The following is a 14,326-nucleotide window of genomic DNA, read 5'->3' as shown; positions in this document are numbered from 1 at the left end:
AATCTGGTCTGCTGGGAGAATGCGGGAGAACGTTGGGGGCGAGAACGTGGGGCGAGAATTTGGGGCGAGCGCGCGGCGCCGAGCAAGTGGTGACGACATCACCCTGCAGCCTTGAGTTGTCAGCCAACACCCATATGTGGGTCTTCTATCCACTCGACAAGCGGGTTCGGGGCTTTGTGTAAGAATCATTGTGCCTGGATCCCCGCCCTTTTCGACCTTCACGGCCCATCCCAGTGATCCCCGCTTCGGGCCAGCCACCGGGTTTCAAGCAAGGACTCCTTCATGAGCGAACAGATCAAACACATCTCCGACGCGTCCTTCGACAGCGACGTCATCCAAGCCGACAAGCCCGTGCTGGTCGATTTCTGGGCCGAATGGTGCGGCCCCTGCAAGATGATTGCGCCGATTCTGGAAGAAGTCGCCCAGTCGTCGGCCGACCGCGTCAGCATCACCAAGCTGAATGTCGACGACAACCGTGAAGTGGCCGCCAAGTACGGCATCCGCAGCATTCCGACGCTGATGCTGTTCAAGGGTGGCCAGCTGGTCGCCTCCAAGGTTGGCGCGCTGAACAAGGCGCAGTTGACGTCCTTCCTGGACGCCCACCTATAATCTCCTCATCCGCAGTGGGCCGAGCGCCTCTGCGGACCTGTTGCCACCACGCCCGCCCCGGGTTGAGCGCCAGGCCACTGTGCATCACAAGCACGGCCTGGCAAGCACCCCGGATGAGCGCGTGGACTCGGCGCCCAAGCTCCCGCATGTCCCTCAGCTTCCAGTCGAAGCTCGCAGGTCGCCACGTAACGTGACGCCCTGCCTGCCGCGGCCCATGAAGTCACCAGGCCGGCGAACGCCAAGGTTTCATTCCTTGCGCTCGCTGGGTCCGGCATGGAGAAGTCCTCCATGGAGCGCCGCGGGACGCCTGGACTCGCCGTTGTTTGTGTCCCTGGCCTTGGCAGGTCCTGGACGACAGACCGGGTCACCCCATGCATCTTTCTGAACTGAAGGCGCTTCACGTCTCCGCCCTGATCAAAATGGGCGAAGAACTGGAGATCGACAACGTCGCTCGCTTGCGCAAGCAGGAGCTGATGTTCGCGATCATGAAAAAACGCGCCAAAGCCGGCGAGCAAGTCTTCGGCGACGGCGTGCTGGAAGTCCTGCCGGACGGTTTCGGCTTCCTGCGTTCGCCCGAGACCAGCTACATGGCCTCGACGGACGACATCTATCTCTCCCCCAGCCAGATCCGCCGGTTCAATCTGCACACCGGCGACATGATCGAAGGCGAAGTGCGCGTGCCCAAGGACGGCGAGCGCTATTTCGCGCTGGTCAAGGTGGACCGCGTCAACGGCCTGACGCCCGAGGAGTCCAAGCACAAGATCATGTTCGAGAACTTGACCCCGCTCTTCCCCAAAGAGCAGTTCAAGCTGGAACGTGACATCCGCGGTGACGACAACATCACCAGCCGCATCATCGACCTGATCGCCCCGCTGGGCAAAGGCCAGCGCGCCCTGCTCGTGGCCCCGCCCAAGAGCGGCAAGACGGTGATGATGCAGCACCTGGCCCACTCGATCGCCGCCAACTACCCGGACGCCCATCTGATGGTGCTGCTGGTGGATGAGCGTCCCGAGGAAGTGACCGAAATGCAGCGCACCGTGCGCGGCGAAGTCATCAGCTCCACCTTCGACGAGCCGGCCGCTCGCCACGTGCAGGTGGCCGAGATGGTGATCGAGCGCGCCAAGCGTCTGGTCGAGCTGCGCAAGGACGTGATCATCCTGCTGGACTCGATCACCCGCCTGGCCCGCGCCTACAACAACGTGCTGCCCAGCTCCGGCAAGGTGCTGACCGGTGGTGTGGACGCCAATGCCCTGCAGCGCCCCAAGCGCTTCTTCGGCGCGGCCCGCAACATCGAGGAAGGCGGCTCGCTGACCATCATCGGCACCGCCCTGGTGGACACCGGCTCCAAGATGGACGAGGTGATCTACGAAGAGTTCAAGGGCACCGGCAACTGCGAAATCCACCTGGATCGCCGCATGGCCGAAAAGCGGGTCTACCCGTCCATCCTGCTGAACAAGTCGGGCACCCGTCGTGAAGAGCTGCTGCTCAAGCCGGAGATCCTGCAAAAGGCCTGGATCCTGCGCAAGCTGCTCTACCCGATGGACGAGATCGAGGCGATGGAGTTCATCCTCGACAAGATGAAGTCGTCGAAGAACAACCATGATTTCTTCGACATGATGCGTCGCGGCGGCTGAGTTCCAGCCGGCGCCCCAGCGTCAGGACTTCACGAAAGCCGCCCCACCGGGCGGCTTTTGCATTCCTGGGGCCCCGCCATGGGCACTGACGCAGCGCTGCGCATTGAGGCGGGTGCCTCTTTTCCGCTATACTCGCCGTTTTTCCGCTGTCGACAAGTGCATCGCACGGTGCGATGTGGCTGGCGGCACCACAGCGAGGTTTCCAAAATGGCTAAAGAAGGCATTCACCCCAACTACCGCGACGTCGCGTTCCTGGACCAGTCCAACGGTTTCCAGTTCATCACCCGTTCGACCGTGGTGACCAAGGACACCATCAAGCTGGACGACGGCCGCGAACTGCCGCTGGTCAAGCTGGAAACCTCCAGCGAATCGCACCCGTTCTACACCGGCACCCAGAAGAGCGTGGACAGCCTGGGCGGTCGCGTCGAGAAGTTCCGCAACAAGTTTGCGAAGCTCACCCCGACCAAGAAGTAATCCAGGTCCGCAGCCTCCTCGGCTGTACCGACCCTTGCATGCGGCCTCCCCGGTCGCATCGCTCAAAAAGGCAGCCTCACTGGCTGCCTTTTTTCATGTCCGCCCCTGAAGTTGATCACCGCAGGGCCTCAACTGCGGCATGATCGCCCCGTCCCCGATAACGACAACGAGACCGACGCGCATGAATCTGCCCACCCCGGCCGTCGTGGCCGAGCGAAGCGCCCATCCCATCCCGCGCTGGCCCCTGTTGCTGCTGTGCGCCGCCTACGTGCTCCCTGGCCTGTTCGGCCGCGACCCGTGGCGCAATGCCGACCTGTCGGCTTTCGGCTTCATGGCCAGCATCGCCCAAGGTCACGCCCCCTGGTCGCAACCGGCCATTGCCGGCATCCCCGCAGAAGGCGGCCTGCTGCCGTACTGGATCGGCGCCTTGTTCATCAAGCTGCTGCCCTTCCTGGAGCCCTCCACGGCCGCCCGCATTCCGTTTGGCCTGCTGCTGGCGGCGGTGCTGGCCCTGGTCTGGTACACCTGCCTGCATCTGGCCCGCACCGAAGCGGCACAGCCGGTGGCCTTCGCCTTTGGTGGGGAAGCCCATGCGGTGGACTACGCCCGCGCGATGGCCGACGGCAGTTTGCTGGCGCTGATTGCCAGCATCGGGCTGCTCAGGCTCGGCCATGAGACCACGCCGGAGATCCTGCAACTGGTCGGGATCTCGCTGCTGATGTATGCCCTGGCGGCCGCGCCCTTCCGTCGCTGGAAGTCGCGTCTGGCGCTGATGCTGTCGCTGTCGGTGCTGGCCACCAGCGGGGCGCCGGCGGTCGCGGTGGCGCTGTCGGTGGGGGCCTTGTGGCTGAGTCATCGCTCGATTTACGACGAGGCCCGCAAGCTGGTGCCCTGGCTGCTCGGCGCCGTGTTGCTGGCCGCCGCCGTGGCCTGGCCCATGCATGGCTGGGCGTGGCGCATTGATGCCAACGGGCGCAGCCTGTGGGCGTGGATGCGGCTCGTGGGCTGGTTCTGCTGGCCGGCCTGGCCGCTGGCGCTGTGGTCGCTGTGGCGCTGGCGGGGCCATCTGCAGCGCCGCCATGTGTCGGTGCCCATTCTGACGGGCGCCATCCCGCTGGTGTGCAGCCTGCTGATGGATGCGGACGACCGCGCCCTGTTGCTGGCGCTGCCGCCGCTGGCGGTCCTGGCCAGCTTTGCGCTGCCGACCTTCCAGCGCAGCGCCAGTGCGCTGCTGGACTGGTTTTCGGTGTTCTTCTTCAGCGCGGGTGCCATTTTCCTGTGGCTCTACTACAGCGCCTTGCAGCTGGGCTGGCCGGCCAAGTTCCTGGCCAACGTGCGACGGCTGGCGCAGGGCTACCAGCCTGAATTCGGTTGGCTCACCTTTGTGACGGCGGTGCTGGGCACGCTGGCCTGGGTGTGGCTGGTGCGCTGGCGAACGGCCCGCCACCGCCATGCCATCTGGAAGAGCCTGGCCCTGCCCGCGGGCGGTGTGGCGCTGAGCTGGCTGCTGGCGATGACGCTGGGCCTGCACCCGCTGAACTATGCGCGCAGCAACTCGCCCCTCGTGGAGCGTGTCGGCGCCCATCTGCCGGCGCAGGTGGACTGCATTGCGGCGCCGGGTGTGCCGCTGCACGTGCTGGCAGCGCTGGAATTCCAGGGCCGCTGGAAGGTGGACGCCACCCAGCCGCTGGAGTCGTCCAGTTGCCACGCGGGTCTGATCGCCCAGGGCGATGGTGCCCCGGTGGCACCGGCCGGCTGGCGTGTGGAAGCCATCGTGCGACGCCCGACGGACCGCACGGGCAGCTTCATCGTGCTACAGCGGCCGGCGCTTTGACCTCGCTGGAAGCAAAAACGGCAGCCCTCGGGCTGCCGTTTTTGATTGCGCGTCCTGTATCACGCCGCCTCGTCATCCTCCCGCGACGCCAGCATGGCCGGCGCGGACTCCTCCCCCATCGCCGGCGCATCCACCAGCCGCAAGCGCGTCGCCGGGAACAGCAAGCGGAAGGCCGATCCATGGCCGGGCTCGCTGTCGATGCGCAGCTCGCCGCCATGCCGCTGGATCACATGCTTGACGATGGACAGCCCAAGCCCCGTCCCCCCAGTGTCTCGTGAACGGCTGCCATCCACCCGGTAGAAGCGCTCGGTCAGACGCGGCAGGTGTTCCCGCGCAATGCCGGGGCCGTTGTCCACCACCGAGATCTCGCCGCCCTTTTCTCCCATCCAGCGCCAATGCAGCTCGATACGCCCGCCTTCCGGCGTGTAGCGCACCGCATTGCTCACCAGATTGGCGATGGCGCTGAGCAACTCGGTCTCCACACCGGCCACCTCGACCTGCGTCAGACGGTCACACACCAGCTCATGCCGCCCGGCCGACAAGGCCCGGGCGTCGGCGGCAATGCGCGCCAGCAACGGGTCCAGCGCAATCCAGTGGTCCGGTGCCGGACGCGGGCTGCCTTCCAGTTGCGCCAGCGTCAGCAGGTCGCCCACCAGCGTCTGCATGCGCTGCGTCTGCTGCTGCATCAGCTGCAACACCCGCTTGCGCTCAGCCTCCGTCAGGTTCAGGCTGGCCATCGTCTCGATGAAGCCCGACAGCACCGTCAGCGGCGTGCGGATCTCATGCGACACATTGGCCACGAAGTCCCGGCGCATGGATTCATTGCGCTCGCGGTCGGTGACGTCCAGCGACAGGATCAGCCGCCGGCATTCGCCGCCCACGCCGTAGTCCCGCATCAACACCTGCAGATGCGCCTTGCCCCGCGAGTTCTGCAGCGCCAGCGGCTGGTTGTACTGCCGCGACTGCAGATAGGACACGAACGCAGGATATCGGACCAGGTTGGTGATGCGCTGCAGCTTGTCCCGCTGCGGATCCAGCTGGAAGTGATGCGCCGCCAGCGTGTTGCACCACTGGATCTGGTCTTGATCGTCCAGCAGGATCACGCCGTTGGGGGACGCCTCCATCGCCTGCAGGAACTGCTCCAGCTGCTGACGTTCACGCTCATAGCGGCGCTCGCGGTCCCGCAGGCCCCGCTCCATCCGGTAGGCAATCTCGCCCCAGATGCCGCCCAGCCGCGGCGCATCCTCCGTCTGATCACCGCGCAGCCAGTTCACCAGACGGTGCGCCCGGGCGGCGTCCCAGAGCCCCATCAGCGACACGGCCACACCGGCCCCCAGACCCGCTGCCAGCGGGGGCGCCAGCATCCAATGCCCCAGCCACCAACCGATCCACCCGCCGATGCCGGTGCCCAGCACCAGCATCAGCACTCGCGACAACAACCAGCTCATTGAACGCGACTCAGGCGGACAGCGCGCTGCTTTGCTGAGTCAGGCGGTAACCGGCGCCCCGCACCGTTTCGATCATGCGCTGGCACTGGACCTTCTCCAGCGCCTCGCGCAGGCGCTTCACATGAACGTCCACGGTGCGCTCTTCGATGAAGACATGGTCGCCCCAGACCCGGTCCAGCAGCTGCGAGCGGCTGTGCACCCGCTCCGGATGGGTCATGAAGAAATGCAGCAGGCGGAATTCGGTCGGGCCGAGCTTGACCTCGACACCGTCACGGCTCACGCGCCGGGTGCCCGGGTCCAGCACCAAGCCGCCCACGTCCACCGCCGAATCCAGCGCCTCGGGCGCCTTGCGGCGCAGCACCGCGCGGATGCGGGCCAGCAGTTCATTGGTGGAGAACGGCTTGGTCAGGTAGTCGTCCGCGCCGGCATCCAGGCCGGACACCTTGTCCGCCTCTTCCGCACGAGCGGTCAGCATGATGATGGGCAGCTCGCGGGTGCGGGTGGCACCGCGCCAGGCGCGCGCCAGGCCGATGCCGGACTGGCCGGGCAGCATCCAGTCCAGCACCACGAGGTCCGGCAAGACCCGGTCCACTTCCAGTTGCGCCTGTTCGGCATTGGCCGCGAGCGTGACCTCGAAACCGGCATGACGCAGATTGATGGAGATCAGCTCGGCAATTGCCGATTCGTCTTCCACGACCAGGATACGGCTCATTCGCAGGTCCCCTTCTTCTTCACTGCGCTCAACGCACCATGTTTTCAACGGCATCCGGCGTGTTGTGACGCACGTCGGTCCCCTTGACCACATAGATGATGACCTCGGCCAGGTTCTTGGCATGGTCGCCCACCCGCTCGATGGCCTTGGCCACGAACACCAGGTCGATGCTCGAGGAAATGGTGCGCGGGTCTTCCATCATGTAGGTGATGAGCTTGCGCATCAGGCCGTCGAATTCCTTATCGATCTGGTCGTCCTGCTTGAGCACTTCCAGCGCACGGTCCACGTCCAGGCGGGCGAAGGCGTCCAGGGCCTTGCGCAGCGAGGCGGTGGCCAGTTCGGCCTCGTAGGACAGGTCGGCCATCGGCAGGCGCAGACGGCTGGACACGCCAGTGTTGATCAGGCGCTGCACCGTGCGGGCGATGCGGGCGGCTTCGTCCCCGACGCGCTCCAGGTTGGCGATGGTCTTGGAGACGGCGATCAACAGGCGCAGGTCCCGGGCCGTGGGCTGGCGACGGGCAATGATGGTGGAGAGGTCGCGGTCGATCTCCACTTCCATCGTGTTGACCAGCTCTTCCTGTTTGAGCACATGGCTGGCGATCTCGCCGCTGAAGGTGCCCAGGGCTTCGATGGCCTGGGCCACCTGGGATTCCACCAAGCCTCCCATTTCGAGCACGCGGGTGGAGATGCCGCTGAGTTCGGCGTCGAATTGGGTGGAGAGATGCTTGTCTGTCATGGAATTCTCCTATCGTGTGGAGCGTCGCGGCAGTGTGCGCTCAAAGAGCTCCGGCCGGGGTCTCAGCCGAAACGGCCGGTGATGTAGTCCTCGGTGTCCTTGCGCTTGGGCTTCATGAAGAGCTCGGCGGTCGGGCCAAACTCGATCAGGTCGCCCAGGTACATGTAGGCGGTGTAGTCCGAGCAGCGGGCCGCCTGCTGCATGTTGTGGGTCACGATGGCCACGGTGTAGTCGTGCTTGAGCTCGTGGATCAGCTCTTCGATCTTGCCGGTGGAGATCGGGTCCAGCGCCGAGCAGGGTTCGTCCAGCAGCAGCACTTCAGGCTTGATGGCAATGCCGCGGGCAATGCACAGACGCTGCTGCTGACCGCCGGACAGGCCGGAACCACTCTGGTTCAGCTTGTCCTTGACCTCGTTCCACAGGGCGGCCTTCTTCAGCGCCCATTCCACCCGCTCGTCCATCTCCACGCGGGAGAGGGTTTCGAAGAGACGCACGCCGAAGGCGATGTTGTCGTAGATGGACATCGGGAACGGCGTCGGCTTCTGGAACACCATGCCCACCTTGGCACGGATCAGCGACACGTCTTCCTTGCTGGAGAGGATGTCCTCCCCGTCCAGCAGGATCTGGCCTTCCGCCCGCTGCTCCGGATACAGCTCGAACATCCGGTTGAGCGTGCGCAGCAGCGTGGACTTGCCGCAGCCCGAGGGACCGATGAAGGCGGTCACCTTGTTCTCCGGAATGTCCAGATTGATGTTCTTCAGCGCGTGGAAGCTGCCGTAATAGAAGTTCAGGTTCTTCACCGAGAGCTTTGCGCGCTCGGTCACCGGCATATCGACTTTGGCGTCCATGATCAGGGCCTTTTGAATTCGTTGGGACAGTTGGGGGTCTCGCGTCAGCGGTGCGGACACCCGCCTCAATGTTTGTTCTTGAACAGCACCCGCGCGGCGATGTTGAGCAACAGCACGCCGACGGTGATGATGAAGACCGCCGCCCAGGCGAGCTGTCGCCAGTTCTCGTAGGGGCTCATGGCGAAGTCGAAGATCACCTTGGGCAGGTTGGCCATCGGGCCGGTGAGGTCGGTCGACCAGAAGCGGTTGTTGAAGGCGGTCAGCAGCAGCGGTGCGGTTTCGCCGGAAACGCGGGCCAGGGCCAGCAGCACACCGGTCAGCACACCGGCACGGGCCGCCTTGAGCGTCACCGTCATGATGACCTTCCACTTGGGCGTGCCCAGGGCATAGGCGGCTTCACGCAGGGCGCTGGGCACCAGGTTCAGCATGTTCTCGGTGGTGCGGATGACCACCGGGATGACGATCAGCGCCAGTGCCACCACACCGGCCCAGCCGGAGAAGCCGCGAAAGCGCATCACGATCAGGCTGTAGACGAACAGGCCGATCACGATGGAGGGCGCCGACAGCAGGATGTCGTTGATGAAACGCACGCTGTTGCCCAGCCAGGTCTTCTGGCCGTACTCCGCCAGATAGACCCCCGACAACACACCGATGGGCGTGCCGATCACCGTGGCCAGGCAGACCATCATCAGCGAGCCGAAGATGGCATTGGCCAGACCGCCCTCGTCCGAATTGGGCGGCGGGGTCATCTGGGTGAAGGTGGCCCAGCTCAGACCGCCCACGCCCTGCGTGATGGTCTCGAACAGGATCCAGACCAGCCAGATCAGACCGAGCGACATGGCGCCCATCGACAGCGTCAGCGCCACGATGTTGATGCGGCGGCGCTTGTTGTACATGGCCAGACGGCCGGTGGAGGTCGCGCTCATGTGCGGGTCCCTTCGTTCTTCTTGAGCCTGTTCAGCAGCACCTTGGAGAAGGCCAGCACCACGAAAGTGATGAAGAACAGCACCAGGGCCAGGTACAGCAGCGACGCCTGATGCAGGCTGCCCGGACCCGATTCCCCGAATTCATTGGCCAGCACCGAGGTGATGGTGTTGGCCGCTTCAAACAGCGACAGCGAGGTCAGCTGGCTGGCATTGCCGATCACGAAGGTGACGGCCATGGTTTCGCCCAGGGCGCGGCCCAGGCCCAGCATGATGCCGCCGATGACACCGGTCTTGGTGTAGGGCAGCACCACGCGCCAGACCACTTCCCAGGTGGTCGAACCCAGCCCGTAGGCGGATTCCTTCAGCATCGCCGGCGTCACTTCGAAGACGTCGCGCATGACCGAGGCGATGAAGGGAATGATCATGATGGCCAGGATGATGCCGGCCGACAGGATGCCCAGGCCCACCGGGGGGCCGGACACCAGCGCGCCCAGCACCGGCACGCCCGTCAGCAGGCCCTGCAGGGGCGCCTGGACATACTTGGCCAGCAGCGGGCCGAAGACGAACAGGCCCCACATGCCGTAGACGATGGACGGCACGGCGGCCAGCAGCTCGATGGCAATGCCCAGCGGGCGGCGCAGCCAGCTCGGGGCCAGCTCGGTGAGGAACAGCGCAATGCCGAAGCTCACCGGCACCGCGATCACCAGCGCCAGGAAGGAGGTCACCAGCGTGCCGTAGATCATGGCCAGGCCGCCGAACTTCTCCTGCACCGGATCCCAGTCACTGCTCACCAGGAAGCCCAGCCCGTACTGCTTGATGGCCGGCGCGGCGCCCATCAGCAGCGACAGGATGATGCCGGCCAGCATGGCCAGCGTCAGCCAGGCCGCCGCGTGGGCCAGGAAGGAGAAAACAGTGTCCGCCCAGGGGGCGACGCGACGCCGCGCGGGCGGTCGGCCCTGGGGCTTGACGCGCTCATCGCCACGCTGACGGTCGATGGAGTTGGCTGGAAGTATTGCGGCCACGGGGCCTCCGCTGGTTGCTTCTGGATGCTTCTGGATGCTTCTCTTGTCGCGCAGCGCTGCCGGTGCGGCGCGCTGCGCTCCGGTCGCCCCTTGTGCAAAAGCCCGGTGACCGTTGGAGGACACCGGGCTGCACTCAGGGGTGCCGGATTACTTCAGGCTGATCGCCTTGCCGGAACCGTCCTTCAGGTTGTCCGCCCACTGCTTGCGGATCAGGTCCTTCACGCTGGCCGGCAGGGCCACGTAGTCCAGGTCATCAGCCATCTTGTCGCCTTGGGTGTAGGCCCAGTCGAAGAACTTCAGCGCGGCCTTGGCGGTGTCGGCCTTGTCCTGCTGCTTGTGCATCAGGATGAAGGTGGCGCCGGTGATGGGCCAGCTTTCCTTGCCCGGCTGTTCGGTCAGCACTTGGTAGAACGATTCGTTCCACTTGGCGCCGGCCGCAGCGGCCTTAAAGGCGTCGTCGCTCGGGCTGACGATCTGACCGTCAGCGTTCTTGAGCAGAACGTAGGTCATCTTGTTTTGCTTGACGTAGGCGTATTCGACGTAGCCGATCGAGTTCTGCAGACGGCTCACGTAAGAGGCGACCCCTTCGTTGCCCTTGCCGCCCACACCGGCCGGCCAGTTCACCGACGTGCCCTCGCCCACCTTGGACTTCCACTCGGCGTTCACCTTCGACAGGTAGTTGGTGAACAGGAAGCTGGTGCCCGAACCGTCGGCGCGGCGAACCACGGCGATGGGAGCGTCCGGCAGGGACACGCCAGCGTTCAGCGCGGTGATGGCCGCGTCATTCCACTTGGTGATCTTGCCCAGGTAGATGTCGCCCAGCACCTGGCCGTTCAGCTTGATCTGGCCGGGCTTCACGCCGGGGATGTTCACCACCGGCACCACGCCGCCGATGACGGTCGGGAACTGGATCAGGCCGTCCTTGGCCAGTTGGTCGTCCTTCAGCGGAGCGTCGGACGCGCCGAAGTCCACCGTCTTGGCCTGGATCTGCTTGATGCCGGCACCGGAACCCACCGATTGGTAGTTGATGCGAACGCCAGTGGCCTTGTTGTAGGCGTCAGCCCACTTGGTGTACACGGGCGCCGGGAAGGAGGCACCTGCACCGGTCACTTCCTGGGCCTGGGCCACCGAGAACACGGTAGCGCAAGCGGCGAACAGCAGGCCAGCACGGAGTTGATTCATGGTCATTCAGTCCTATCGCTAGGTTTGTTGGCGAACGGAACGGATGGTATGAACCGAATGTGACACAACAGTGACGACTATGACAGTTCCGAGGGAAGCCGCACAGTGTGGCGAAATACGCCCAGACGGGCGGGTGGCGTGCGGCCTTCGCGCACTTTCTCACAAACCGGCAGCCCGCGGCAACGGGCCGGCGGCGCGGATGGCCGGCGGCGGACCCGCCCGAAAGAGCCAGGCGCCGCGCGGGGCACACAGCCGGGAGGTTGCACGGCCGCCTTTGTCTGGCGGCGCTGCACCCTCATCGCTGGCTGTCATATTCGATTCACCCGGCTGTCATCTTGGCTTTTTAAGCTATCGGTCAGCGGGAATCGTTCAGACGGACGAAGGGAGATAGCGCGGAAATCACGCGTGGATGAGGCAGAAAGGCTTCACCGCTCGGACGGGCAGCACGCAAATGCTGCCCGCGCCAGGACCGGCACCAACAACAACTCGAACACCAGAACATCAATGCGATTGCGCCGGGTCATGCCCGGCGCTTTTTTTTGATGGAGCTGTTCAAGGTCCCGGCGGATGTGCGGGACCCAGGCCTTGCGGCTTTTTCGCTCAGCCCTTGACGGCTTCGACCAAGCGCTCCGCGCAGCGGCGGGCCAGATCGGCGTCGCTGGCTTCCACCATCACGCGCAGCAGCGGCTCGGTGCCGGACTTGCGGATCAGCACCCGTCCCCGGTCGCCCAGCTCGGCGGTGACTTCCGCTTCGGTCCGGGCCAGCGCCGGATTCGCCTTCCAGTCCTGCTGGTCGGCCTGCAGGCGGACGTTGATCAGCGTCTGCGGGAACAGCGTCACGCCTTCCAGCAGGTCGGCCAGCGGGCGACCGCTGCGGGCAATGGCTTCCAGCACCAGCAGGCTGCTGACGATGCCGTCGCCGGTGGTGTGCTTGTCCAGGGCCAGCAGGTGGCCGGAGCCCTCCCCGCCCAGTTGCCAGCCGCGATTCGCCAGCTCTTCCAGCACATAACGGTCGCCGACCTTGGCGCGGACGAATTCCACATCACGCTGGCGCAGCGCCAGTTCCACCGCCATGTTGGTCATCAGCGTTCCGACCGCACCGGGCACGCGCTCGCCGCGGGCGAGGCGGTCGGCCACCATGACAAACAGCAGCTCGTCCCCGTTGAACAGCCGCCCCTGGGCGTCCACCATCTGCAGTCGGTCGGCATCACCGTCCAGCGCGACGCCGTAATCGGCGCCGTGCTCCTTCACCGCCGCCACCAGGGCTTGCGGTGCGGTGGCGCCGACCTTGTCGTTGATGTTGAAGCCGTCCGGCTTGGTGCCGATGGAGATGACTTCGGCGCCCAGCTCATGGAAGACCGACGGCGCCACCTGATAGGCCGCGCCATTGGCCGCGTCCACCACCAGCTTCATGCCGCGCAGGCTCAGGTCAGTGCTGAAACTGGCCTTGCAGAATTCGATGTACCGGCCCTGGGCGTCATCCAGGCGACGCGCCCGGCCCAGGCTGGCGGAATCGACCCAGACGGGGGACTCTTCCAGCACCGCCTCCACATCCAGCTCCCAGGCGTCCGGCAGCTTCTCGCCCTTGGCGGAGAAGAACTTGATGCCGTTGTCCGCAAAAGGATTGTGGGACGCGGAAATCACCACGCCCAGATGCTGGCGCAGCGCGCGGGTGAGATAGGCCACGCCCGGCGTGGGCAGCGGCCCGGTCAGCAGCACGTTCACGCCGGCCGATGCAAAACCGGCCTCCAGGGCCGACTCGAGCATGTAGCCGGAGATGCGGGTGTCCTTGCCGATCAGCACGCTGGGCTTGGCATAGCTCCGCTTGAGCACACGCCCGACCGCATGGCCCAGCTGCAGCATGAAATCGGGGGTGATGGGGGTCTGGCCCACCGTACCGCGGATTCCATCGGTACCGAAATACTTCCGGCTCATAGGGAGCAACCTCTGACTGTTCGATCGTGAACCGTCATTGTCGCCGATGCGGACGGCGGTTTTCAGGCCGTTGGTCTGACGAAGGCCTGCCAGACCTTCAGCGCGTCCACCGTCGCAGCGACATCGTGCACGCGCACCACCCGTGCGCCCTGTGCCACCGTGGCCAGTGCCGCCGCCACGCTGGCGCTCAGGCGCTCGTCCACCGCGCGGCCGGTAATCGCGCCCAGCGTGCTCTTGCGGGACCATCCCACCAGCAGCGGACGCCCCAGCGACAGCAGTTCCGCCTGGCGCTGCTGCAGCGCGATGTTCTGCTCTGCCGTCTTCGCAAACCCATAGCCGGGATCGAGCGTGATGCGATCGAAGGCCACGCCGTGCGCGGCGAGGCTGTCCAGCCGCTGCTGGAGGAAATCGCGCACTTCGGCCACGACGTCGGTGTAGAGCGCCTGCTGCTGCATGGTGGTGGGGTCGCCGCGCATGTGCATCAGGCAGATGCCGGCGGAGCCATGACCGGCCAGCAGCGCCTCCGCGCCCTCGTCCCGCAGGGCCATCACGTCATTGATGATGTCCACGCCCAGATCCAGCGCCCGCCGCATGACCTCGGTCTTGCTGGTGTCCACCGAGACCGGAACCCCCAGGCTCAGCGCGGCCCGCAGCACCGGCTCCAGCCGATGCCATTCCTCGTCGGCGCTGACCTTGGGCGCGCCGGGACGGGTGGACTCGGCACCCAGGTCCAGGATGTCGACGTCTTCTCCCAGCAGCCGCTCGCAGAAATCGATGGCCCGGGCGGGGTCGTCATGCAGCCCGCCGTCCGAGAACGAATCGGGCGTGACGTTGACGATGCCCATGACCAGCGGACGCTCCGACAGATCCAGGTCGAAGCGGGTGGTTTTCCAGATCTGACGAGCACTCATAGGACGGGACCATTCGAGACAGGCCGACGGTGCCGGGCGGCCTTCCACCCCACAG

At 65.4% G+C, this 14,326-nt stretch carries 13 protein-coding genes; 4 read left to right on the top strand and 9 right to left on the bottom strand.

Annotation, left to right across the window (positions count from 1 at the left end; genetic code table 11):
• Nucleotides 1-282 precede the first annotated feature (282 nt).
• From trxA to DES44_RS10350, 4 genes are all read left to right on the top strand, one after another.
• Complete coding sequence (gene trxA, locus DES44_RS10365; RefSeq protein ID WP_058934868.1) at nt 283-609, top strand: thioredoxin TrxA; 327 nt, start codon at nt 283-285, stop codon at nt 607-609.
• Nucleotides 610-980: 371 nt separating this feature from the next.
• Nucleotides 981-2,243: a transcription termination factor Rho gene (gene rho / locus DES44_RS10360; RefSeq protein ID WP_058934867.1), complete on the top strand. Its 1,263-nt coding sequence runs from the start codon at nt 981-983 to the stop codon at nt 2,241-2,243.
• A gap of 207 nt (nt 2,244-2,450) precedes the next feature.
• Nucleotides 2,451-2,717: a type B 50S ribosomal protein L31 gene (locus tag DES44_RS10355; RefSeq protein ID WP_058934866.1), complete on the top strand. Its 267-nt coding sequence runs from the start codon at nt 2,451-2,453 to the stop codon at nt 2,715-2,717.
• A gap of 181 nt (nt 2,718-2,898) precedes the next feature.
• Nucleotides 2,899-4,551 (top strand): hypothetical protein, encoded by a 1,653-nt coding sequence (locus DES44_RS10350; protein ID WP_058934865.1) that lies wholly within the window; start codon nt 2,899-2,901, stop codon nt 4,549-4,551.
• A 59-nt stretch (nt 4,552-4,610) separates the two neighbouring features.
• On the opposite strand, the gene phoR is transcribed toward DES44_RS10350, so the two are convergent.
• The 9 genes from phoR to folP all read right to left on the bottom strand — a co-directional run bounded on the left by phoR (nt 4,611) and on the right by folP (nt 14,271).
• Nucleotides 4,611-5,999 carry a phosphate regulon sensor histidine kinase PhoR gene (gene phoR, locus DES44_RS10345; protein ID WP_058934864.1) on the bottom strand — a complete coding sequence of 463 codons (1,389 nt, stop codon included), beginning with the start codon at nt 5,997-5,999 and terminating at the stop codon, nt 4,611-4,613.
• A 10-nt stretch (nt 6,000-6,009) separates the two neighbouring features.
• Nucleotides 6,010-6,711 carry a phosphate regulon transcriptional regulator PhoB gene (gene phoB / locus DES44_RS10340; RefSeq protein WP_058934863.1) on the bottom strand — a complete coding sequence of 234 codons (702 nt, stop codon included), beginning with the start codon at nt 6,709-6,711 and terminating at the stop codon, nt 6,010-6,012.
• Between the two features lie 28 nt (nt 6,712-6,739).
• On the bottom strand, nt 6,740-7,447 hold the full coding sequence (gene phoU / locus DES44_RS10335) for a phosphate signaling complex protein PhoU (protein ID WP_058934862.1): 708 nt from the start codon (nt 7,445-7,447) through the stop codon (nt 6,740-6,742).
• Between the two features lie 62 nt (nt 7,448-7,509).
• Nucleotides 7,510-8,295: a phosphate ABC transporter ATP-binding protein PstB gene (gene pstB, locus DES44_RS10330; RefSeq protein WP_058934861.1), complete on the bottom strand. Its 786-nt coding sequence runs from the start codon at nt 8,293-8,295 to the stop codon at nt 7,510-7,512.
• A gap of 65 nt (nt 8,296-8,360) precedes the next feature.
• A complete protein-coding gene (gene pstA / locus DES44_RS10325; protein WP_058934860.1) occupies nt 8,361-9,221 on the bottom strand; it encodes a phosphate ABC transporter permease PstA in 861 nt (286 codons plus the stop codon).
• Nucleotides 9,218-10,234 (bottom strand): phosphate ABC transporter permease subunit PstC, encoded by a 1,017-nt coding sequence (pstC, locus tag DES44_RS10320; protein WP_083526031.1) that lies wholly within the window; start codon nt 10,232-10,234, stop codon nt 9,218-9,220. Before pstC ends, pstA begins: the two co-directional genes overlap by 4 nt.
• A 156-nt stretch (nt 10,235-10,390) precedes the next feature.
• Nucleotides 10,391-11,425 (bottom strand): phosphate ABC transporter substrate-binding protein PstS, encoded by a 1,035-nt coding sequence (gene pstS, locus DES44_RS10315; protein ID WP_375137516.1) that lies wholly within the window; start codon nt 11,423-11,425, stop codon nt 10,391-10,393.
• A 600-nt stretch (nt 11,426-12,025) separates the two neighbouring features.
• The gene (gene glmM, locus DES44_RS10310) at nt 12,026-13,360 is read right to left on the bottom strand and encodes a phosphoglucosamine mutase (RefSeq protein WP_058934857.1); all 1,335 of its coding nucleotides are present in this window, start codon (nt 13,358-13,360) and stop codon (nt 12,026-12,028) included.
• Between the two features lie 62 nt (nt 13,361-13,422).
• Nucleotides 13,423-14,271 carry a dihydropteroate synthase gene (gene folP, locus DES44_RS10305; RefSeq protein WP_058934856.1) on the bottom strand — a complete coding sequence of 283 codons (849 nt, stop codon included), beginning with the start codon at nt 14,269-14,271 and terminating at the stop codon, nt 13,423-13,425.
• Nucleotides 14,272-14,326: the final 55 nt, after the last annotated feature.

It is taken from the genome of Roseateles depolymerans, from assembly GCF_003387155.1.
Classification (GTDB): Bacteria; Pseudomonadota; Gammaproteobacteria; order Burkholderiales; family Burkholderiaceae_C; genus Roseateles; species Roseateles depolymerans.
Note: the sequence above shows the minus strand (reverse complement) of the source record. Positions and strands in the feature narration are given on the sequence as shown.